The 22,541-nt window shown below is 46.6% G+C and carries 15 protein-coding genes and 1 tRNA gene; 7 read left to right on the forward strand and 9 right to left on the reverse strand.

Annotation, left to right across the window (positions count from 1 at the left end; genetic code table 11):
* Nucleotides 1-35: 35 nt before the first annotated feature.
* Nucleotides 36-479 carry a GNAT family N-acetyltransferase gene (locus tag NSQ68_RS15985; protein ID WP_025724006.1) on the reverse strand — a complete coding sequence of 148 codons (444 nt, stop codon included), beginning with the start codon at nucleotides 477-479 and terminating at the stop codon, nucleotides 36-38.
* Between the two features lie 141 nt (nucleotides 480-620).
* Here NSQ68_RS15985 and NSQ68_RS15990 point away from each other — a divergent pair.
* Nucleotides 621-692: transfer RNA gene (locus tag NSQ68_RS15990), tRNA-Val, on the forward strand.
* Nucleotides 693-941: 249 nt separating this feature from the next.
* Here the strand turns inward: NSQ68_RS15990 and nirD are convergent.
* Together nirD and nirB (NSQ68_RS16000) are read right to left on the reverse strand one after the other, a co-directional pair.
* The gene (gene nirD, locus NSQ68_RS15995) at nucleotides 942-1,271 is read right to left on the reverse strand and encodes a nitrite reductase small subunit NirD (RefSeq protein ID WP_307346638.1); all 330 of its coding nucleotides are present in this window, start codon (nucleotides 1,269-1,271) and stop codon (nucleotides 942-944) included.
* A gap of 12 nt (nucleotides 1,272-1,283) precedes the next feature.
* The gene (gene nirB, locus NSQ68_RS16000) at nucleotides 1,284-3,716 is read right to left on the reverse strand and encodes a nitrite reductase large subunit NirB (RefSeq protein WP_342426500.1); all 2,433 of its coding nucleotides are present in this window, start codon (nucleotides 3,714-3,716) and stop codon (nucleotides 1,284-1,286) included.
* Between the two features lie 446 nt (nucleotides 3,717-4,162).
* On the opposite strand from nirB (NSQ68_RS16000), the gene NSQ68_RS16005 reads away from it, so the two are divergent.
* Nucleotides 4,163-4,765 carry an ANTAR domain-containing protein gene (locus NSQ68_RS16005; RefSeq protein ID WP_342426501.1) on the forward strand — a complete coding sequence of 201 codons (603 nt, stop codon included), beginning with the start codon at nucleotides 4,163-4,165 and terminating at the stop codon, nucleotides 4,763-4,765.
* A 19-nt stretch (nucleotides 4,766-4,784) separates the two neighbouring features.
* Nucleotides 4,785-5,858, forward strand: a complete 1,074-nt coding sequence (locus NSQ68_RS16010) for an anthranilate phosphoribosyltransferase (protein ID WP_342426502.1) — start codon at nucleotides 4,785-4,787, stop codon at nucleotides 5,856-5,858.
* Nucleotides 5,859-5,984: 126 nt separating this feature from the next.
* Here the strand turns inward: NSQ68_RS16010 and NSQ68_RS16015 are convergent, their stop codons facing one another.
* Both NSQ68_RS16015 and nirB (NSQ68_RS16020) read right to left on the reverse strand, forming a co-directional pair.
* A complete protein-coding gene (locus NSQ68_RS16015) occupies nucleotides 5,985-8,165 on the reverse strand; it encodes a molybdopterin oxidoreductase family protein (RefSeq protein ID WP_342429123.1) in 2,181 nt (726 codons plus the stop codon).
* A gap of 81 nt (nucleotides 8,166-8,246) precedes the next feature.
* Entirely contained in the window at nucleotides 8,247-10,421 is a 2,175-nt protein-coding gene (gene nirB / locus NSQ68_RS16020; protein WP_342426503.1) for a nitrite reductase large subunit NirB, read from the reverse strand.
* Nucleotides 10,422-10,840: 419 nt separating this feature from the next.
* Here nirB (NSQ68_RS16020) and NSQ68_RS16025 point away from each other — a divergent pair, with 419 nt between their 5' ends.
* The 4 genes from NSQ68_RS16025 (at nucleotide 10,841) to NSQ68_RS16040 (ending at nucleotide 17,323) form a co-directional block, all read left to right on the forward strand.
* Nucleotides 10,841-12,082, forward strand: a complete 1,242-nt coding sequence (locus tag NSQ68_RS16025; RefSeq protein WP_342429124.1) for a nitrate/nitrite transporter — start codon at nucleotides 10,841-10,843, stop codon at nucleotides 12,080-12,082.
* A gap of 383 nt (nucleotides 12,083-12,465) precedes the next feature.
* A complete protein-coding gene (locus tag NSQ68_RS16030; RefSeq protein WP_307346653.1) occupies nucleotides 12,466-14,184 on the forward strand; it encodes an NAD-dependent malic enzyme in 1,719 nt (572 codons plus the stop codon).
* Nucleotides 14,185-14,283: 99 nt separating this feature from the next.
* A complete protein-coding gene (locus NSQ68_RS16035) occupies nucleotides 14,284-15,243 on the forward strand; it encodes an AEC family transporter (protein WP_342426504.1) in 960 nt (319 codons plus the stop codon).
* A gap of 316 nt (nucleotides 15,244-15,559) precedes the next feature.
* Nucleotides 15,560-17,323, forward strand: coding sequence for a HAMP domain-containing methyl-accepting chemotaxis protein (locus tag NSQ68_RS16040; RefSeq protein WP_342426505.1), 1,764 nt, complete (start codon nucleotides 15,560-15,562; stop codon nucleotides 17,321-17,323).
* 96 nt (nucleotides 17,324-17,419) lie between these two features.
* Here the strand turns inward: NSQ68_RS16040 and NSQ68_RS16045 are convergent, their stop codons facing one another.
* The 4 genes from NSQ68_RS16045 to NSQ68_RS16060 form a co-directional block, all read right to left on the reverse strand.
* Complete coding sequence (locus NSQ68_RS16045; RefSeq protein ID WP_307346662.1) at nucleotides 17,420-18,472, reverse strand: glycosyl hydrolase 53 family protein; 1,053 nt, start codon at nucleotides 18,470-18,472, stop codon at nucleotides 17,420-17,422.
* Nucleotides 18,473-18,574: 102 nt separating this feature from the next.
* Nucleotides 18,575-20,662, reverse strand: a complete 2,088-nt coding sequence (locus NSQ68_RS16050) for a beta-galactosidase (RefSeq protein ID WP_342426506.1) — start codon at nucleotides 20,660-20,662, stop codon at nucleotides 18,575-18,577.
* A gap of 26 nt (nucleotides 20,663-20,688) precedes the next feature.
* The gene (locus NSQ68_RS16055; protein ID WP_029517680.1) at nucleotides 20,689-21,567 is read right to left on the reverse strand and encodes a carbohydrate ABC transporter permease; all 879 of its coding nucleotides are present in this window, start codon (nucleotides 21,565-21,567) and stop codon (nucleotides 20,689-20,691) included.
* Between the two features lie 27 nt (nucleotides 21,568-21,594).
* Nucleotides 21,595-22,485 carry an ABC transporter permease subunit gene (locus NSQ68_RS16060; RefSeq protein WP_307346669.1) on the reverse strand — a complete coding sequence of 297 codons (891 nt, stop codon included), beginning with the start codon at nucleotides 22,483-22,485 and terminating at the stop codon, nucleotides 21,595-21,597.
* Nucleotides 22,486-22,541 lie beyond the last annotated feature (56 nt).

The raw sequence follows: 22,541 nt of genomic DNA on the forward strand, positions 1-22,541 counted from the left end.
CATTGTACAGATTTGTATGCACCTTGCGCTGTCGACTACAACTTTTTGCGCATACGTACATGCGGTATTCCCGCATCGTCAAAAGGTTCATCGGAGATCGTCTCGTAACCGAGCTTTTCGTAAAACTTCTCGGCTTGACATTGGGCATCTAGCAGCGAGTATCTTAACCCCAATTCACGTGCACGTTCCTCCAGTGCTAGCAACAATACACGTCCATAGCCTGCGGCACGATGCTCCTTGAGAACGGCAATACGTTGCATTTTAGCTGTATCTTCCTCATAGTATGTCAACCGACCAGTGGCCACCATTTCACCATGTTCACAAATTAGCAAATGATGGGCCGTATCTCCCAGCTTGTCATAATGGTCTATTTCTAAATCGAGAGGAACCTTTTGCTCTTCGACAAACACTTTGGTACGGATCGATATTGCCTCCTGTAGCTGCTCCTCTGTTGTTACACTTATAATTTCTGCGGCCATCATCTGTTCCCCCTATCATTAATTCCAAATTGTAAACTCACTAAATTCGAATTATATATATAAATGGTTATGAAGTACAGGCTGACTTCTATTTTTTCACTTTACATATATGGTTAATACATGATATTATCTAGTAACCGAAGGACGGTAGCTCAGCGGGAGAGCATTATCTTGACAGGGTAAGGGTCATGGGTTCGATCCCCATCCGTCCTATTCGTCAAAAGCCTTGATATTCAAGGCTTTTTTTGTTTGTCTAGAGATAAATCCAGTTATCCTGTTTTTTAATTAAAATGATACTTATAAGATAAAAAAGCCGCCCGGAAAGATAGGGTCGACTTTTCTGTATACTCAGATCATTGTACTTTAACAATGCCATTTCTTCTTCAGCAAAACTTTTCACCTTAATCCTTCTATTATATAGAAGAAAAAAAGCAGGACCTCAGCACAATACGCATAGAATTCTTAGATTACGATATAAACCGCCCCGCTCTCACCGTCAATCTCCGTCGGGTAAGCAGTCACACATCCAGTATCCGGCTCTTGCACCCGGCCAGTGGAAAGGTCAACTTTCCAGTCATGGAGCGGACAATGGATTGCTGAGCCACATATCATTCCTTCGGATAACCGCCCCCCTTTGTGCGGACAACGATTCTCAAGCGCATGCACGCTGCCATCGCTCAGACGGAATACAGCTATTTCTGTATTATGAATGCGAACTGTCCTTGCTCCACGTCGGTCAATTTCGTTCAAATTAGCTATTCTGATTCTGTTGGTTGTCGTATTGGTCTCCATTTTGTCAGCCCCCTATTCCATTATTGGCTTAAGTTCCGGCAGCTGCACAAAATTTTTGCGCAGCTCTTCGTTGTGAATAATTTCGTGCCACGGATCAGTCGTCGTGCTTAATGTCTCTTCAATTCTGGCCACCAGTTGCTTCCTCGTCTCTGCATCCGAAAGTGCCTGTTTGATGGATTCCACTCCGACCCGTTCCAACCAATGGGCTGTGCGTTCGTTCCAATTGGCCTGCTCACGATAATACTGCAGATAGGCACCGGTCCATTCCATCACTTCATCCTCGGTTTTAACGGTACAAAGCAGTTCAGCTGCCCGGACCTTGATACCGCCGTTACCTCCAACGTAGATCCCCCAGCCACCGTCAATAGCAACGACGCCCAAATCCTTGATCGTCGCTTCAGCGCAGTTACGCGGGCAACCGGACACAGCCAGTTTGACTTTGGATGGAGCATTCAGACGTTCAAATGCCTTTTCCAACCGGATGCCCATCCCCATAGCATCCTGAGTGCCAAAGCGGCAAAAGGTGTTACCTACGCACGTCTTTACCGTTCTCAAAGTCTTTCCGTAGGCATATCCAGACGGCATATCCAACTCGGCCCAGATCCCTGGCAAGTCCTCCTTTTTCACACCAAGCAGGTCAAGACGTTGGCCACCCGTAAATTTAACCAGAGGCACATTGTATTTCTCCGCGACAGCAGCAATTTTCTTCAGGTCGGCAGGTGATGTAACTCCTCCATAAATGCGGGGCACGACAGAATAGGTGCCATCTTTCTGTATGTTGGCATGGTACCGTTCATTCGTGAATCTGGATTCCTTCTCATCCTCATAATCCAGTGGCCATAGCATACCTAGATAATAATTGAGGGCCGGCCGACATTTCGTACAACCTTCCGGTTCGTTCCATCCCAGCACATTCATCACTTCTTTGACACTCTTCAATCCCATCTCCCGAATGCCATCAATGATCGCTTCCCGGTCAAGCGTCGTACAACTACAAATACCCTCTTTCATCGTTTCTCCGGCTTCTGCGCCTGCGTATAACTGTAAGAGTCCCTCCACTAATGGCTTGCAGCCGCCACATGATGCCGATGCCTTTGTGCATGCCTTAATATCCCCGACACTCCGGCAGCCAGCCGCAACCGCCTCTCCAATGTCACCCTTGGATACACCATTACATCCGCATACAATTTCGTCATCAGGCATCTGCTCCAGCATCATGGTGCCACTAGCTTCTGGTTGACCAGGATTGAAGCCAAGTAATAACTCTTTCTCTCGGCCAACCACCGACTCGCCACTTTTGATCAACGAAAACAGCATAGCTCCATCAGACGTATCCCCAAACAGAACGGCTCCGATCAGTTTCTCTTCCTTGATTACGATTTTTTTGTAGACGCCACCAATATCATCCTGATACCGCAGGGAACGTGTTCCCGGTTCATCCTTGTAATCCCCTGCTGAAAACACGTCGACACCCGATACCTTCAACCTTGTCGAGGTAACAGAACCACTGTAGCCGGGAGTCTCCATTCCCGCGAGTCGCTGAGCCAGTACACCACCTTGCTCATATAATGGAGCAACCAGCCCGTAAGTGATTCCCCGGTGTTCTGCACATTCGCCAACGGCGTAGATGCCAGGGATATTCGTTTCCATGTGATCATTTACGATGATCCCGCGGTTTACAGGAATTCCCGCCGACACCGCCAGTTCAATGTCTGGTTTGATGCCTACCGCCATAACGATCAGATCCGCTTCCAGCTCGCTGCCATCGGCAAATTTCAACCCTTCCACGCGGCGACGCCCTGTTATAGCCGCCGTCCGCTTATTGACCAGAAATGTCATTCCCTGCTCCTCCAGCTCGCGCCGTAGCATAAGGGAAGCGGCCTCATCCAGCTGCCGATCCATAATATATCCGTTAATATGGATAACTGTGACGTCCATCCCCAAGTTAAGCAGCCCCCTGGCTGCCTCTAGTCCAAGCAATCCGCCGCCGATGACGGCTGCCTTTTTGTGCGTCTTCGCCGTCTCCATCATCATTTCACAGTCACGAATATCCCGGAAACCGATAACACCATCCTTGTCGGCTCCTGGAAGCGGCAGAATAAAGGCTTTAGAACCCGTTGCCAACAACAACAAATCATAAGAGATGCATACGCCGGAGCGTGATGTCACCTGTTGCTTTTCCGTGTCGATAGCTGTGACAGGATCATCGGTATACAATCGAATATTGTTGTCTTCATACCAACTCCAGTCGTTGATGACAATATCCTGCAAACCTGCCCCTCCCGCCAGAACGGAGGACAGCATGATCCGGTTATAGTTTGGATGGGGCTCGGCCCCGAATACCGTAATCTCATAGCTACCTGGTGCAAGCTTCAGCAAATGTTCGAGAGTGCGTATCCCCGCCATTCCGTTGCCGATCAACACTAACTTTTGGATATTGTTCATCAGGTCACTCCCTTTCCATTTGTATCCTCAAAACATAAAAAGCCTGCTTCACATATGGGGATTCAAAATATCCCCCCACATGAGAAAACAGGCTCCATTGCCGTTTCATCGAATACGCCGTTGTATCCATCAGAGTATGGAATTAAAAAGTATTGTAGCTAATATATAATGGTTCAAATGATATGTCAACATTCCTTACGCATAAACTTATAAAAAATTATATTTTATCACCATGTAACATGTCTATGACGTATAAAATATCACTTCCCTACAAAATTAGGATTGATTTTCAGACCAAAACACGCCAAAATGGTTTAAAAGTCCGTTTTAACTTGATGATGGTGGAAAAATAAAGCAAACGGATAAAATCACATGTCATATTTGTTATCAATGAATACCACCCCCATCGCTAACTACCCTTCATATTACAGAGAGGAGGAGCCCGCTTGCGTTCCTTGTTGGTAATTCACTTACATTCTGACCATGTATCTGAGCAGACACACGCCGTTTCCTCATGGCAGGCAGGACCTGAACACCTTTTAGAATCCAACGGATACCTAACTCTGCCCTGCCGCAATGAATCTGAAATCAAACAGCTAATCCTTAATGCAGATGCGGCGATACTAAACATCCCTGTAGGCACGATTAGCATGTGGGGTGGCAGGCTGGAGCAAGCCAAAGCGGTTCCGTTGCTCTGGTGGTGCAGCGCAGAATCAGCGCTATCATCGACAGAGGCTTGTGAAGCTGATGTCACTGTTGATGGCATTCTAACCCCTTCTATGGCAGCCCATGAGCTGAATTGGGCTCTTCATTTTAGTGCCAAACGCTTTTTTGAACGCCAGCACTGGCAAAGTGAACGCAAGCAACTGACCGCTCGGCTGGAAGAACGCAAATGGATTGATATGGCGAAAGGAATACTCGGGGAAGTAAACGGTATCCCGGAAGCGGAAGCATATGATGTGCTACGGAAAAAAGCAATGAACGAACGCAAACGTATCGTTGATGTGGCAATTTCCATCGTCAAAGCGCAGCAAATGCTAAAAGCATAAATCTGAAAGGGGCCTGAACATGAATATCATTGAAATATTAAAAGAAGTTGGTCGTGGCAAAAGGGGCGCCCGGGATCTGAATTACGCCGAAGCCGAAGCTGCTGCCGAACTTATTATGACCCAGTCAGCAACCCCTGCTCAAATCGGAGCTTTCTTTGCCGCGGAGCGCATTAAAATGGAGAGTGTTGGCGAACTGGAAGCATTCGTAAACGTCTGCCGTAAATATACCCATCGCTTCCCGATGCAGGAAGGTATTGATTTCGCCGGTCCGTATGATGGCAGGAAGTCTTCATTTATTGCCACCTTCGCAACGGCCTTTCTACTCGCCTCATGCGGAATTCCTGTAACGATGCACGGCAGTGCACCTCTCCCTCCCAAATGGGGTGTTACGCTCCCGCTTTTATTGCAGGAAATGGGGGTAACACCCTGGAACATGACGCGCGAAACCGCCATTCATGCCGCGAAGCTGACCGGTGTACTGTTCGTAGCCTCCGAACAGTGGTGCGTGCCCTTGCGAGATATGCGGCCCATTCGCGAAGAACTGGGGCTTCGCACAGTGCTGAATACTGCCGAGAAACTGGTTGATTACGGTTCTTCCCCATATATTGTTTTCGGCGTTTTCCACAATACCGTGTTCGAAAAGACGGCGAAACTCATGCAAAATCTGAATTATCACAGAGCTCTGATCGTCCAGGGGAGCGAAGGATCGGAGGATCTGTTCATCGATCGGCCGACCCGGACTTACCTGCTTGCTAACGGCGATGTATCATTACAGGTTATTGATCCGGAAATGTACGGACTGGATTCAGTGGTACCAGAGCATAACTGGACCCCCGCTGAACAACTGCGCATTACGGAGGAAGTGCTACAAGGCACAGCTTCTATAGCCTTTTCGAATCAAGTGTTACTCAACAGTGCGGTTCGATTGTTCGTTGCAGGGCGAGTCGACTCCATAGAGGAAGGTTTGTATACCTGCAAACCGCTGCTAGAAAATGGGGACGCCTGGGGTTTGTATTGTCACTGGCGGGAAGCCATGCTCAGAAAAGAAATAAAAACAGGAGCAAACAGAACCGAAACCCGATTGCATTTATAATTATTGGCGTCACGCAGTCTAATGATTATGGGCCCTAAACTGTCCAACCCAAAAAGGCCAGCTCCCTCACTCATACAAGGGGGCTGGCCTTTTATGCAAAGAAGAAGCCACTTACTCAGTCCTGCTCTAGAACTCAGACCATTCCCCGTTATCTGCACTGATTGCGGCTGCAGCCAGATGAAGGGGACGGATGCGTACAGCTGCCGTTTTGAAGCCAGGCATCCGGCAGAACGGATCAAGATCGGGTCGGGTCGCCCGATTAACATTTTGTATCCCACCCCAATGCATGGGCACGAAGAGCGTATCTTCGCGGATATGTGGTTTGATCCGGCTGCGGACAGTGAAGCAGCCGCGCTGTGATGCTATTTCTACCCACTCCCCGTCCCTGATGTGCCAGCGTTGCGCTGTCCGCGGATGAATTTCCACATAATTCTCAATCTCTCGCGCGGCCAGCGACGGACTTCTGCGCGTTTGTGCACCGGTCAAATAGTGAGCCAGTACACGGCCGTTCGTCAAAATAAGCGGGTACCCCTCTGATATCTCCTCTCCTGCTCCACAGCTTTCAACCACCGTAAAAACAGCCTTTTGATCAGAATGGGCAAAGGTTTCCCGAAACATTGTATCCATACCGGCTCTGTCCGTAGACGGGCATGGCCAATATACTCCTTCTTCACGACGCAGCCTGTCGTATGTGATCCCGTAGTAATCCGCAGGACCGCCCTGGCTGGTGAGCCGTAGTTCTTCAAAGATATGCTCAGCATCCCTGTATGAGAAATAGCCGCCCTTGTTTAGCTTTGCAGCCACCTGACACAAAATGTTCCAGTCATCTCTAGCCTCGCCTGGTGCGGGCCTCGCCGCTTCCCGTAGCAGAACGCGGCCCTCCAGATTGGTCATCGTCCCCGTATTCTCCAAATAAGATGTCACAGGCAAAACAACGTCAGCCATTCGCGCGGTTTCCGTGAGAAACATATCCGCCACAACCAGCAGATTCAGCTTTTTGAGGGCTTCCTCCACCAGCCGGACATTGGGGTTAGATACTACAGGATTAGAGCCCATCACGAACAAGGCTTGGATTTCTTTCTGATGGACAAGCTCCATCATTTCATAAGCAGACACTCCCTTACCCGGCAAACTGCTTGGTTCCACTCCCCACACGGATGCCACATAGGCTCGATCTTCTTCATCCTCAATTGATCTGTAACCAGGAAGCTGGTCAGCTTTTTGGCCGTGCTCTCGCCCCCCTTGCCCGTTTCCCTGACCTGTGATAGCTCCATAACCGCATCCTTCCCTTCCAATCTTGCCAGTGGCCAGCACCAGATTAAGAAATGCACGCACCGCCATATGTCCATCTGTCTGCTGTTCAACACCCCTGGCCGTAAAAACGATGCCAGTCTCCACACTGCCAAAGGCACGTGCTGCCTGCTGGATCATTTCTACCTCAATTCCGCACAACGCAGCCGATTCTCTCAGATCCACACCCTTCAAATGAGTCAACAGCTGGTCATAGCCATTGGTCCGCTTGCGGATAAACTCTTCATTCGCAAATCCTTCGTCGACGATGACCTTTAGCATGGCATTGGCCAACACAGCATCCATACCCGGCTTGATTTGCAGGTGCAAATCGGCGGCGGCCGCCGTTGGTGTCGCGCGCGGGTCAATTACGATGATAAACGCACCATTTTCCTTCGCCTGGTGAAAATAAGGCATTAACGTCGGCTGACATTCAGCGATATTCGTACCTGCGAGCACAATACAACGAGCCAACGGAATATCAGCCAGTCTGCAGGTCAGTCCGCGATCAACGCCAAACACTTTACTGCCAGCGGATGCCGCTGCCGACATGCAGAAGCGCCCGTTATAATCGATATATCGCGTACCTACAGCCACTCTTGCAAATTTACCGAGTAAATAAGCCGTTTCATTGGAGAGTGAACCTCCACCGTAAATTCCGATTGCATCAGGACCCTGTGTGGACAGTAGCGTAGAGAAACTGCTAGCTATAGTATCCAACGCCTCCTCCCACTTGACGGGAACAAGTTTGCCCTCTTTGCGAATGAGGGGCTGTACCAGCCTTTCCGCATGAGTCGCATGCTGATGTGCATTCATTCCTTTGATACACAACCTACCCTGCGAGGCTGCATTAGGCTTCCCTTCCGCCTTATACACTGTACGGATGATACCCGCAAGTGTCTCTGTACCCGTGCTAACGGTCATCTTACATTGCACGCTGCAAAACGGGCACTGCGTATCCATTACTGACGGTACATGTAGCCCAGCTTCCGGTTTGCCTTCTCCTGACTGACACATCAAAGCCATCTCCCTTTCGCCATTTTTCGGAATTTTATCGTCTGCACGATAGATAATTCGCCACAACTCCAACGCAACCCGTCATCCTGTCAGCATTGTGGTTCGCAGGCTACCCGCCAGTCCACTTCGAAGAGCAGCGTCAAGCACACTTTCCCGTAATGCCAGAACGCCAGTCCTTTCCATCCACTCCCACATTTTTTCCCCATACCGGGCACTATGTCGGTATATTTGCAAGCAAGCTGCAGTCAGCAGAACCGCTTCTGTCGGGTCTTCCTCCAATCCAAGCAGCTGCCCCTGGCGAACCGGATGCTCTGCATGGCCACCGGCATAGACCTCCCAGCCTGCTGGAGAACGAGATATTCCAATATCGTGGACAAGTACACCTCCGGGATACGCCGATCCAGGACAAATAGCAACTGTAACTAACGCTGGCAATGCGAGACTTCCCCATAAAGTTGCCAACCGCTCTCTTAGCCAGGCTACTTCTACAAATGCCTGATCCATCAGGTCCGACTCAACAAAAGACCGATCCTCGGCATTTAGGTTCGTAAAGCGCAGACCCGTAGAAGAGGCCTCTCCTCCATACTGCGGTGTGACCTGAACCGCAACGCCAGCACCTAATGGATTTGTCGCAGATCTGTCGCGCAACCCAAGGGATTCCAAGTAATAAAGTACAGCCGGACGACACAATTCACACCCCTGCTGTCTGGTCCAACCGAGACGGGATACTACTTCACCTGGAGTCTGACAGGCTGCGTCCACCATAGCTGTTTTAAGAGAATCATGATCGTAATGCGTACATCCGCACACAGGGACAACTTCTTGGGCGGTCGGAGTAACTACAGGTCCGGAAACTGTGGATCGGGACAAACTATTTTTGACCAGTGCAGCCACCAGTGGCCGACAGCCCCCACAGGAACCAGATGCTTTGGTCCGACTCTTCACCTCTTCCACCGTCTTCAGCTTATCCGTGGCAATCGCTCGCAAAATAGCCCCCTTACTCACGCCGTTGCACGCACATACCGTTTCCTCTTCCGGCAGCGCGGCTGCCACATCCTCTGCTTTGCTCCGGCTATTATCCCGGGATGTAAGCTCTGTAGCGGACGCCCCGCGCCGTACCATTCCGAGCAGCGAGGTACTTTCCGCCGTATCTCCGTACAAAATGGCGCCAGTGACAGCGCCGCCGTGCATCATCACTTTTTTATAAACCTCCAGCATCCCGTTATATTCCATGACCGCTGTCTCGTTTCCCTCATCGCGAATGTCTCCTGCGGAAAACACATGGATCCCCGCTACCTTGAGCTGCGCATACGGAACCGTCCCTTCATAGGGAGCCGTTTCACGACCACAAATAACTTTTGCCAGCACTTTGCCCTGCTCATATAGTGGCGCCACCAGTCCGTATGAAATCCCACGGTGCTCAGCACATTCGCCGACGGCATAAATACCAGGAATACTCGTGCGCATATAATCATCCACGACAATGGCGCGGTTTACGGTCAGACCGCTGTCCTGAGCTAATTCGATATTCGGTCGGATACCAACCGCCAGCACAACCAAATCCGTGTCCAGCCTGTTCCCGTCCGCAAACATCAATCCTTGCGCCCTGTTTCGGCCTATGATGTTGACCGTTTCCTTTGCCAAATGAAACCTCATGCCCTGTTGCTCCAGCTTTCGCTGCAGAAGCACAGCTGCCGTCCGGTCAAGCTGACGGTTCATAAGATACTGCGCATTATGAACAACCTCAGTTTCCATCCCTAGATTCAGCAGGCCTTGAGCAGCTTCAAGTCCTAACAGTCCCCCTCCGATAACCGTGGCCTTGCGGTATGTTTTGGCATATCTCGCCATGGTTTCACAATCATTCACATCACGAAAAGCAATGACTCCCTGTTTTCGCACTCCAGAAATGGGCGGCATGAAAGGCAATGAGCCCGTTGCCAATATGAGCATGTCATAAGGTTCTTTCATGCCGGATTCCGTTTCCACCATCCCGGCTGCAACATCAATACGACAGACGCGTTCACCCGCGTACAGCTTTACCCCGTTCTCTTCATACCAGTCCCAGTCATGGGTAACGATATGTTTAAATGAGCTCTCCTCCTGAAGCATTTTGGACAGGAGCACTCGGTTGTACCCGGGACGGGGCTCTGCACCAAATATCGTGATTTGGAACCGCTCTGGCTCCAAATTGAGTATTTCCTCCACACATTTGATGCCTGCCATACCGTTGCCGACGACGACCAGTTTTTTCATCATATTAAAACCAGCCCCATTCTCCGAATAAAATAAGACAGAAAAAGCCCTTCTCCATTCAATGGAAAAGGGCACCGTTGCCGTAAATGTCGGCACATCGTTGTGCCGATATGTATCTAAGATAACTGAATTGTGAATGTCATGTCAATATTCAATACATGAAAGCTATATTTTTCCCTTGTATTTAATTATTCCATAATTTTGTGTTATGTATATTGACATATAGCAGATCCCTTTTTATAATTTGAATTAAAATCACTCCAACGTGATCATACCAAGTCGACTCACAATGAAGTGTGTCAACCACGGCAATGAAGCCGCAAATCGTTTCCTAGATACCATGTAGGGGCGATTTGCGGCTTTTCATGTTCAAATTACATTTTGCAGACAAAGAACAACAATTAGAACAGGAGAGATGGAGAATGAACAAAAAAAGTTTCTGGAAAAGCGGACACAAGCCCACCTTATTTGGCTCCTTTCTGTATTTTGATATCAGTTTTATGATATGGGGGATGATCGGACCGTTGGCCGTTGTAATTGCCAATGATTATCCGATGGACCCTGTACAAAAAGCCAATCTTGTCGCTCTACCCATACTCGGTGGTTCCCTGCTGCGGCTCGTGCTCGGATTCATGTCGGATTATATCGGTCCCAAGCTCACAGGACAGATTGGTATGCTTGTCACGATAATCCCGCTCCTGCTCGGCTGGCTGTGGGTTGATTCGCTGGAGCAATTATACGTTGTTGCCCTGCTCCTGGGCGTAGCTGGAGCCTCATTTGCAGCTGCTTTGCCGTTGGCCGGTCAATGGTACCCCAAAGAGCATCAAGGCTTGGCTATGGGAATTGCCGGTGCCGGTAATAGTGGTACGGTCCTTGCGACTTTGTTCGCCAACCGTATCGCTCAACATTTTGGCAGTTGGGAAGCCGTTTTCGGATTGGCCATCCTCCCCATCTTAACCGTCTTCATTCTGTTCAGTATTTTTGCCCGCAACAGCCCTCACCGCCCGGCACCAAAAAGTCTGTCGCAATATGCTTCGGTGCTCAAACAGAGGGATGCCTGGGTATTCTGTGCCTTTTACTGCGTGACGTTTGGCGGATTCGTTGGCCTTTCTAATTATTTGACTATTTTCTTCAATACCCAATATGGCCTCTCCGCGGTACATGCCGCCGATTTTGCAACCGTTTGTGTGATTGCCGGAAGCTTTTTTCGTCCTGTAGGTGGTTTTTTATCCGATCGGATTGGTGGTTCACGTATGTTAATGTACTTGTATGCGGGGGCCGGGATTATGCTCGCCGGCATTGCGTTTTTACCGCCACTTACCGTGGTAGTTGTGCTGCTGTTCGTAGGCATGATGTGCCTTGGCGCTGGCAACGGCTCTGTATTCCAGCTCGTGCCGCAGCGCTTCGGCAACGAAATCGGGCTCATGACCGGCATCGTCGGCGCTGCTGGTGGCATAGGCGGGTACTTTCTCCCTCTTATACTGGGTCATCTATACAAATCAACGGGTTCCTATATGCCGGGCTTCATCTGTCTGAGCCTGCTTACGTTCTGTGCCTTTACCCTCGTCATCATAATGCAATTGAAATGGCGTAACAGCTGGATGCGACGCTCTGCTACAGTTACTGATGAAGCCGTCAATCGCATTGGAGAATTAAATGCCTGATATTCATTAAATATAAAGCTGCGAAGCATTGAATTTCGACCCTCAAACCTCCTTATAGCCAAAGAAATAGCTTAACTTCGTTTATATAAAATGAAGTTTAAGCTATTTTTTATGCGTACTTAATCGAAACACACCTCAAAAAAACTATGATAATCGTCACATTTAATCAGGATTTTCCGAAATTATCATGAAAATTAAATGAAATTTTCATTCGAAAAATTATGAAAATCGCTTTCATTTTCATAATTTTTCTTATGTAAACACTTATATAACCATTTTTCACACAACATACTTGTTCACTTGGTTTAAAATAAGGCGTATACTTGTTCACGAATTGTTCAAGGATTAACTAAATGTAATTTTTTAGAAAGAAGGAATTGAAAATGCGTGCTTTTCATTTTACGGAAGACGGATCTATCGAAACCAAATTAACCGGAAAAGATCTACTTGCCAACCCACTGCTGAATAAAGGAGTGGCTTTTACCCTGGAAGAACGGAAACAACTTGGACTTGACGGTCTCCTTCCTCCTACGATATTAACTATTGAGGAGCAGGTTCAGCGGGTTTACGAGCAATTTCAGAGCCAACCGGATAATTTGCGTAAAAATGTTGCGTTAAATGATCTTTTTAATCGCAATACGGTCCTTTATTATCGTTTGCTCTCTGAGCACCTAAGCGAAATGCTCCCGATTGTTTATACACCAACAGTAGGCCAGGCTATACAGGAATACAGTCATGAATATCACAAGCCCGGTGGTATGTATTTATCTATTGATAATCTTGCGGGTATCGAAGAGGCTTTTAAGAATTTGAACCTAGACCCTGATGATATCGACCTGATCGTAGCCACAGATTCCGAGAGTATTTTGGGAATTGGGGACTGGGGAGTCGGAGGTATTAATATCTCTATTGGTAAGCTTGCTGTGTATACAGCTGCTGCTGGTATAGATCCTAGCCGGGTGCTGGCAGTTGTTCTTGATGCAGGTACAAACAACGAGAAGCTATTGGAAGATCCTTTATATATGGGAAATCGTCACAAACGTGTACGTGGAGAACAATATGATCAATTTATTGACACTTATGTTCAAGCTGCACTTTCCTTTTTCCCGAATGCCCTGCTGCACTGGGAAGATTTGGGCAATGTCAATGCACGGAACATTATCAATAAATACGGAAATAGTATTTTGACTTTTAATGACGACATTCAAGGTACTGGAGCGGTTACGCTCGCAGGTGTGATGTCCGGTGTTCAATTGTCCGGAATCCCACTGAGCAAGCATCGGGTTCTAGTCTTTGGTCCAGGAGCTGCCGGAATCGGCAATGCAGACCAAATTAGCGCCGCCATGATGCTGGAAGGACTGTCAGAAGCAGAAGCAAGACGTAACTTCTGGGCTTATGATTACCGTGGCCTGCTTACCAACGAAACAGAAGGACTTTTTCCATTTCAGGTCCCTTATGTGCGTGATGCTGCAGAATGCCGTGACTGGGAACATGCTGAAGATGGCAAAATCCCTCTGCTTGAAGTCATTCGCCGCGTGAAACCGACGATTATGATTGGTACTTCCGGTGTTAGTGGGGCATTTAGTGAGGAAATCGTAAAAGAAATGGCCAAACATACAGAACGTCCTATAATTATGCCTATGTCCAACCCAACTCCACTGGCAGAAGCAACTCCGCAAGATTTGATCCACTGGACCGAAGGAAAAGCCCTGATTGCAACAGGAAGTCCTTTTGAGCCGGTGATTTATAACAATATTAAGTTTGAAATTGGGCAATCCAACAATGCTTTCGTGTTTCCGGGTCTTGGTCTTGGCGCAATCGTGGTGAAATCCAAAATTATAACAGATAGCATGTTTGCAGCAGCTGCCCATGCAGTAGCTCAAATGGTTGATTTGTCGCAGCCTGGCGCTTCCCTGCTGCCAAAAATCAATGAATTGCGCGAAGTATCTGAAGCGGTAGCCGTGGCTGTGGCCAAGGCAGCAGTTCAGGATGGAGTAGCGCGTCATCAACCGGACGATATCGCACAAGCGGTTCGGGATGCGATGTGGGACTGCAAATATAAACCAATCAAACAATATGGTCAGGAAGCGGTCCTGGTTTAAAAAATAGCGAACAACATCAAATTTGTACTTGCATACGCAAAGTGATTATTTAACTGATGTCCGCCATTTTTGGCGGACATCTTCATTGGAGGCGACATCATGGCTACAGGTCATATTTTTATTATCTTAATTCCTATTTTCTTTGTCATTTTAATTGGTTATTTCGCAGGATTGTTTAAAGCTTTTAACCCCGCTTCTTCTAAGGGATTAAATACACTCGTGACGAAGTTTGCTCTACCCGCACATTTGTTTATTGGTATTACGACGACACCAAGAGAGACGTTGATTCAAAAGTGGCCCTTTCTTGTGGCTTTGCTACTTGGTGTAATCGGCTTTTATATTGTATTGCTCATTGTTTATCGCTTAATTGCCAAAAAGGGCCTGACTGAATCCTCCATGTTCGCATTGAATTCAACACAGCCTTCTTTTGCATTCATGGGAATTCCGGTTCTGGGCAGCTTGTTCGGAAGTGCGGCAGTCGCCATCCCGATTGCGATTACCGGGATCGTCGTTAATGCCATTCTTGATCCGCTTGCAAGTATTTTGGGAACGGTCGGCCAGCGCAAAACAACAGAATCCGACGGCACTAAAGGGAACTTATTTAAAGTCACTATGAAATCAGTCCTTCATGGACTCAGCGAGCCACTTGCCTGCGTACCTTTGTTTGGTGTCGTATTGACTCTATGTGGATTCCACGCTCCGAAACTTTTACAATCCATGTTTGATCAAATCGGCAATGTTACCGCCGGTACAGCCTTATTTGCCATCGGGGTAACCATTGGTATCAAAAAGATTACGTTCAGTCCAAAAGCACTTAGCATCGCTGTGCTGAAAGCCATCGTAATGCCTATTGTTATGCTCGGTATTGCTGTTCTGATAGGACTATCCCATGAAGATGTAAGCAAAGCCGTACTGCTTGTCGCTTTTCCCGGCTCGGCTGTGGCCGCTATGATTGCTACCCGTTATGAAACACTGGAAACGGAAGCTGCATCTGCATTTGTTATTAGCTCGGTCTTATCGCTCATTTCACTACCCTTGCTCATTTCACTTCTTTTATAAGGGACAGAAAAGTTAAGAACCCTCAATGCAATCCGGTGTAAAGCAAACCCGTTTGTCCTCATTTATCTTATTTTTTAAATATTGTCTGAACAATAAAGTGATTTAGTAAGAATTGAGTTGGAAAAACAACATAAATCCAGTTTTGCCGACAAGCGGCGGCCCCATCGTTTCATTCACTCGGGGGCCGCCGTTCTTTTTGTATAACCTTCTACTCTCCCTTTTAATAAATACCTAACAATTAGAAAGCAAATTGTCGAAATATATATGGGATAGGTTGTATACGAAACTAAATCGCTAATTCAAAGGAGAAGAAAACGTGAAAAACTTGAAGTGGAGAACTATGTCCTTTTTTGGTAAAAATCTATTAATCTCTTTTCTTAACATCGTATTAATAGGAGCTATTCTCATCACATCCAGCTATATACTTCAAAAGAACATTCTCACCACGCAGCTGCAAGAGCAAGTTAAGGTATTGACTAAAAAATGGGCAGAAGATGTTGATAAAACAAAAGTACAACAAGCATTGAATGAAAAAGATTATAACGGCTCTGTGCAACAAGATTTACGCAAATTTCTCGATTCTATTCACACACTTTATCCTAACGTTGCCCAAGCTTACATATTCGGCACAGAACTAAAAGAAGGAAATCAAACTTCCATTATTGGCGTTCCCACAAATTTAGTCCAAGCTTTCCAAGACTCGAAGATGAATATTGGGGATATGTACACTCTTCCAGACGAAAATGTACAAGGTGTAAATAAAATGCTTCAATCTAAAGACTCAGCGTTTAGCAGTTTTTATACTGACGATTTTGGTACATGGACTACCATTGTTTACCCCATTACAGATGAAAGCGGTAAAATCACAAGTGCGATATACTTTGACGTAGACGCGAGCTCTGTACCTACCGGACTTCATAAATTGCTTGTATACGGTATTTCATTGCTCATTCTGTTCCTTGCGATCTTCTTAACGATCCAATATTTATTGGTAAAACGCACCCTCTCCCCGATTCGTAGCCTGATGAAGGGCATTGAAGAAGTCAGCGAGGGAAATCTGAATGTAAAAATCAAGACAGGCGAGGACGACCTTGGCATTATCAATCAAAAATTTAATTCTATGATCAAGCGCCTTAACGATACAATGGTGAAAGTACAGGATACGACGCAAGAAGTTACGGGATCTGCCCAGGAATTATTAAGCATTAGCGAGAAAAACAGTACGAATACGAACGTCATTAACAGCAATATTCAGGATATAACCCAGGGGCTTGAAGCTCAGGATCACGCAGCACTTGAAAGCTCCAGATCTATGAATGAAATGTCGACAGTTATCCAAACAATTGCCGAAAGCTCTTCTTCCGTAGCCGATCAAGCTTATTCTATGGAAAAACGCTCCGTTGAAGGCAATCAGGTAGCCCAAAAGCTTTCCGCTCAAATGGACTCCATCTCCACTACAATGGAAAGTACAGCTGATTCCGTTAATGCGCTGCAGAACCGTTCTAACGAAATCAGCAATATCGTCAGCATCATTACAGGCATTGCCAGTCAAACGAATCTGCTTGCACTGAACGCTTCTATTGAAGCTGCCAGAGTCGGTGAAGAAGGCAAAGGTTTTGCAGTAGTAGCGGGAGAAGTGCGTAATTTGGCTGAGCAGTCTCAAGAGTCTGCCAAACAAATCGCAGAGCTTATTGAAGAAATCCAAAAAGAAATTGAGCAAACTGTAAAAGGCATCAGCCTTGGTACAAAAGAAATTCACGTCGGGCTGGAAGTTACAAAGCAGACAGGCGAAATGTTCTCTGAAATTTTAGATGCGTCTAATAAAGTGTCGTCACAAATCCAGGAGGTATCCAGTGCAACGGAGCAGATCTCGGCCAGCACGCAGGAAATGTCAGCTACCTCTGACGAGCTGTCTTCCACCGTTAGCAAAACAGTGGACAGCAGCAAACAAATTGAACAAACCATTGGAGAACAAGCTGAGTCTATGGCTTCTATTGTCAAAGCTTCTGACAAGCTTACATTGATGTCTGGCGAGCTGGAAGAGCTTATTTCTTTCTTCAAGGTGAACCGAGAAGCCTAATTTTATAACCTCTAAATAGTCATAGATAACAATAAAGAACCTCTAATCTGCATATAATGCGCATTAGAGGTTCTTTGATATACTCTTACGTACTTCTTAATTTATAAATCCTTCTAAAGCTGAGGTTGGCCTACCGTTAGCCTGCCAAGCACCTTTGTTATAACCCTGATTGTAACCTGGAGTTGCAGCCGGCTCCCAATAAAATACCCCTATGCCTTTGCCGCCTCCGATGTTCCGAACCTTCGTTTTGATTGCAGATATAAATGCCTTGGAAGCTGCAGGCTCATTATATTCCATCCCGATTTCACTAATGACAATGCCTTTGCCGTATTTTGCAATGAGGTTATTGGCATTGGTAATCGTCTGATCCACCTTGCCCTGCCAGTCCGAAGGAGACGGATACAGAGACAGCCCGATGAGATCAAACTGAGCTCCATTATCAATCAGCCCGTCGATATTCCAGTTCAACACGGAATCATTATCTCCATTGGCTAAATGTACGATCGTTTTAGTACTACTGCTTACCGATTTTACAGCATTATTACCTGTATTAACGAGCCAGGCATAGTTTTTCATGTTCACCGAAGCTTTGCCATCTTCCCAGAGCATTCCATTGTTCGTCTCATTACCGATCTGCACCCAGTCCGGTGTTACCCCCTTGCTTTTCATCGTGTTCATAACATAGACCGTATGGGACCAGACTGCATCCATAAGTTGTGTAAATGTGAAATTGCGCCATGCATAAGGTTTGTTCTGTTGCCCTGGATCTGCCCAAGAATCACTATAATGCAGAGTCAGCATAACGCTCATACCTAACTTTTTAGCTCGCTGCGCCAGTTCTGCTGCCTTTTCGGCATTCATGTATCCGCTTGCATAATCTTTCATGTCAGGGTTTACCCACACACGGATACGTACCGAGTTGATCTGATAGTCATCATGCAAAATTTGCAGTATATCTCGACGAACACCCCTTTTATCCTTCCAAGTCATCCCTTGCGCTTCCATTCCTGCTACCCAGCTTATATCTGCTCCTTTGGCGAAAGCAGAGGCGGCCGAAGCCGCACCCAACCCTCCAGAGCCCAACGGATACAATAAGCTGGATAACAAGATCAACATCGCAAATACCATCGTGCGGTTACCTGTTTTCATAAGTCATCTCCCATCCAAATTGTATACTTCTCATTGCCTCTGACCAATCTACCAGCTCCCTCACTCGGGAAAAAGACGGAAATCACATTCTGATACCCTGTTCTATTTATTGCGCTCTGTCTTTAAAACCTTAACAGCGTAGGCATCCAATTGAACGCTACCGTCTTCTATCGTATAATTTTCAAGCATATCCGCATAAGTTCGTCCATCCAACGTAATCTCTTGCGGCTCATGCGTGAAATTCAGTATAAAAATATAATCATGAACCCCATCGGTACGAATCGCTGTATTCACTCCATGAGGCAACTTCACATTGAGCGCTTTACTGATTCCTGCATCCTCAATTAAACTTCTGTAAAAATGACTGTGGAACAGTCCGGTGTTGCGTGATGCAATGTAATAAGCCTTTCCCTCTCCCAAACGGTTCACCGTCAAAGCCGGGCGCCCTGCATAAAAGTCTGAGCCGTACACAGCCAGTACTTCTGCACCCTCCGTATGAATGAGATCACACAATTCTACAGCTTCATACTCCCCTTGCAGATCCAATTCATTGCCTTGAACCGGCAAAATGTGATTACGGTCATGATCATGCAATCCGTCAATCTCTTCCGACCAGATCCCCAGCGTCTTACGAAGCGGCCCCGGAAAGCCCCCTAGGAAGCACAAATCATGTTCATCTACGATACCAGACCAATAGGTTGCTACGAAAACGCCGCCGTTTTCAACAAACTTCTGTATACGCTCCCCCACACCGCTGCGGACCATATACAACATCGGAGCTACCAAAAGTTTATATTTGGAGAAATCTGCATCCATATGAATGACATCTACGGGCACTCCCTGCTCCCACAGTGCCAAATAATGCGCTTCAGCTGTCTCCTCATATTTCACACCTTTGTTCCGCGGTCCCTGTGAATCGTTGATTCCCCAACGGTTCTCCCAGTCAAAAATGACTGCGGCCTCCGCCGGTACGGATGTACCGATAACCTCTTCCAGTTTTTCCAGCGCAAGACCGACATCTGTCACATCCCCGAATACCCGAGTATGCTCGTGTCCGACATGATCGACGACTGCACCATGCAGCTTTTCACTTGAACCGCGGCTTTTCCGCCACTGAAAATATTGAACGGTATCTGACCCGTGTGCCACAGCCTGTAAAGACGAGAGCAGATGCATTCCCGGCCGCTTCAGCTTGCTAACGTCTTGCCAGTTCGTCAAACTTGGTGTACTCTCCATGAGCATCCAAGGCTTACCTCCCTTGATTGAACGAATAATATCGTGCATCATGGCCACTTTAGCAGCCTGAAGGCTATCATCTCCCTCACGGTCATGCCACGTTGGGTAACTATCCCAGGATATAACATCGAGCAGATCAGCAAACTTCCAGTAATTCAATCCTTCAAAAAACTCCATTAAATTGGTTGTGACCGGAATTTCTGGATTTGCGGCCTTGAGCGGCACAATCTCATGTTTGATAAAATCTGCAGTCTGATCGGTCACAAATCGTCTCCAGTCCAAATTCATGGCATGGACCTGTGTTTCACCGTGAGGTGCCGGTGACTCAACTTGGCTCCAATCTGTAATCGTATGACTCCAAAAGGTAGTCCACCATGCGTGATTAAGCTTATCCAGCGTACCGTATTTATCCTCAACCCAAGCGCGAAATGCCTCCTGACAATAATCACAGTGGCAATCTCCACCAAATTCATTGGAAATATGCCAGCCAATAACAGCTGGATGGTTAGCATAACGCTCGGCTAGCTTCGTATTCATAATACGTACTTTTTCCCGGTAAACAGGTGATGTAGCACAGTGATTATGGCGAAACCCATGCAGGTTACGGACACGGTTAGCCTCCACACGCAGCACCTCAGGATATTTTTGTGACATCCAGGCTGGTCTTGCTCCACTAGGAGTGGCCAAAAATGCATAGATTCCGTTCTCAGCAAACGAATCCAGAATACGATCCAGCCACTCAAACGTAAATACACCTTCCTCAGGCTCCAATGATACCCATGAGAAAATGCCGACAGACATCACGTTACATTTGGCTAGTTTCATTAGACGGATATCCTCCGCTAACACCTCAGGGTAATGCTGCCATTGCTCCGGATTATAGTCCGCTCCATGCAGCATACGTGGGATTCGCTCACTAATCGGGGGGTACTTGGTTATGTTTTGATACGTCACTGTAAATCATCTCCTTATTATTTCTATTACTCTTTGACGGAACCTAACGTCATACCTTTAACAAAATACTTTTGTAAAAATGGATATACAATGAGAATAGGCGCTGCACCAATGAAAATTTGCGCAGCATTAACCGTCGTTTGAGAAAGTAATTCCATCTCCTTGGGACTCATGCTCATGGAACTCATGTCCTTCTGAATAATTACAGTTTGCAGGAACGTCGCGAGCGGATAGTCCTTTGCATTGCTCAAATAGAGTAGACCGTCAAACCAGGAGTTCCAATGAAATACCATACTAAACAGTGCAATCGTCGCAATGGAAGGCATGGATATTGGTAAAAAGATACTAAACAATGTCCGAAAATGTCCTGCTCCGTCGATCAATGCGGCCTCTTCCATCTCTTTGGGAATTCCTCTAAAAAAGTTCAACATAAGGATGACCAGAAATGTATTGACCGCTCCTGGCAAAACAAGTACCCAGAAGCTATCCATTAAATGAATCTTTTGAATAACCATATAGAATGGAACCAGACCACCGTTAAAAATCATGCTGAATACGAACAACCATGAATATACGTTTCGGCTACGGAACACAGATGTTTCCTTTGAAAGTGGATAAGCAGCTAAAAAGGTAATCAGCAGTGTCAAGCCGGTTCCCAATACAGTCCGACAGACAGAAATCCAAATAGAATGCAGAAAAATCGGGTTATTCATCGTCTTCTTATAGGCTTCTAATGAAAATTGTACTGGCCACAATCCAACTAGATTGGCATCCGCTGCTGATTTAGCACTAAACGATACCGCCAACACATGAATCAGTGGAACGATACACATGATGGACAACATCACAAGCAAGCAAATATTGAACACATTAAAAATGCGGTATGGCGTTGTTTTATGATACATGACTCTCCCTCTTTCAGCCTCGTGGAATCAGAATATGCGGTAACCTGCCCATTTGTAAGCAAGCCGATAAGATATCAGAATGAGAATCATACTGATAACGGATTTGAACAAGCCGATAGCAGTGGCAAAGCCCATTTCTCCATTGATTAACGCTGTCCGGTAGACGAATGTATCAATAATATCGCCTTTTTGGTAAACCAGCGGATTATAAAGGTTGAAAATCTGGTCAAAACCGGCGTTCAGTACATTGCCAAGTGCAAGCGTTCCAACAACGACTACCATCGGAATTAACGAAGGTACAGTGATGTGTAGCGTCTGTCTCCAGCGGCTTGCTCCATCCATTTCAGAAGCCTCATACAACGAAGGATTAATACCCGCCAGTGCAGCAAGAAATACGATGGTGTTGTATCCGAACTCCTTCCATATATCCGATACAATGACAGTAAACCGAAACCAGTTATTATCTCCTAGAAAAAAGATAGGCTGAATCCCGAAACTACCGAGAATACGGTTCATAAATCCATCTGTAGCCAACAGGTCAATCAAAATTCCACCCAAGATAACCCACGACAGAAAGTGTGGTAGATACACCAATGTCTGAATGGAGCGCTGAAGTCCGACCTTGCGAATTTCATTCAGCAGTATAGCAAAAACAAACGGAACCAGCAGATTGAAAAACATCTTTAACACAGCAATAATCAGCGTGTTCCATACAACTTGAAGACTGTCCTCTCGTTGGAACAAAAAACGGAAATTATCCAGTCCAACCCATTCGGAACCCGTTATGCCTAGCCAAGGCTTGTAATTTTGAAAGGCCATCACGATGCCGCCCATCGGAATGTAGCTGAATACAATTAAGAAAATGATGGCTGGCAGCAGCATGATATGAAATGGCCACGTACGTTGCAGACTTCTCATTGCAGTTCCTCCTGTAACTTTCATTCATGGTATACTTCAATTATAAAAGCGTTTTC

Origin of the sequence: Paenibacillus sp. FSL L8-0158 (genome assembly GCF_038592965.1) — a bacterium.
Lineage (GTDB): Bacteria > Bacillota > Bacilli > Paenibacillales > Paenibacillaceae > Paenibacillus > Paenibacillus polymyxa_D.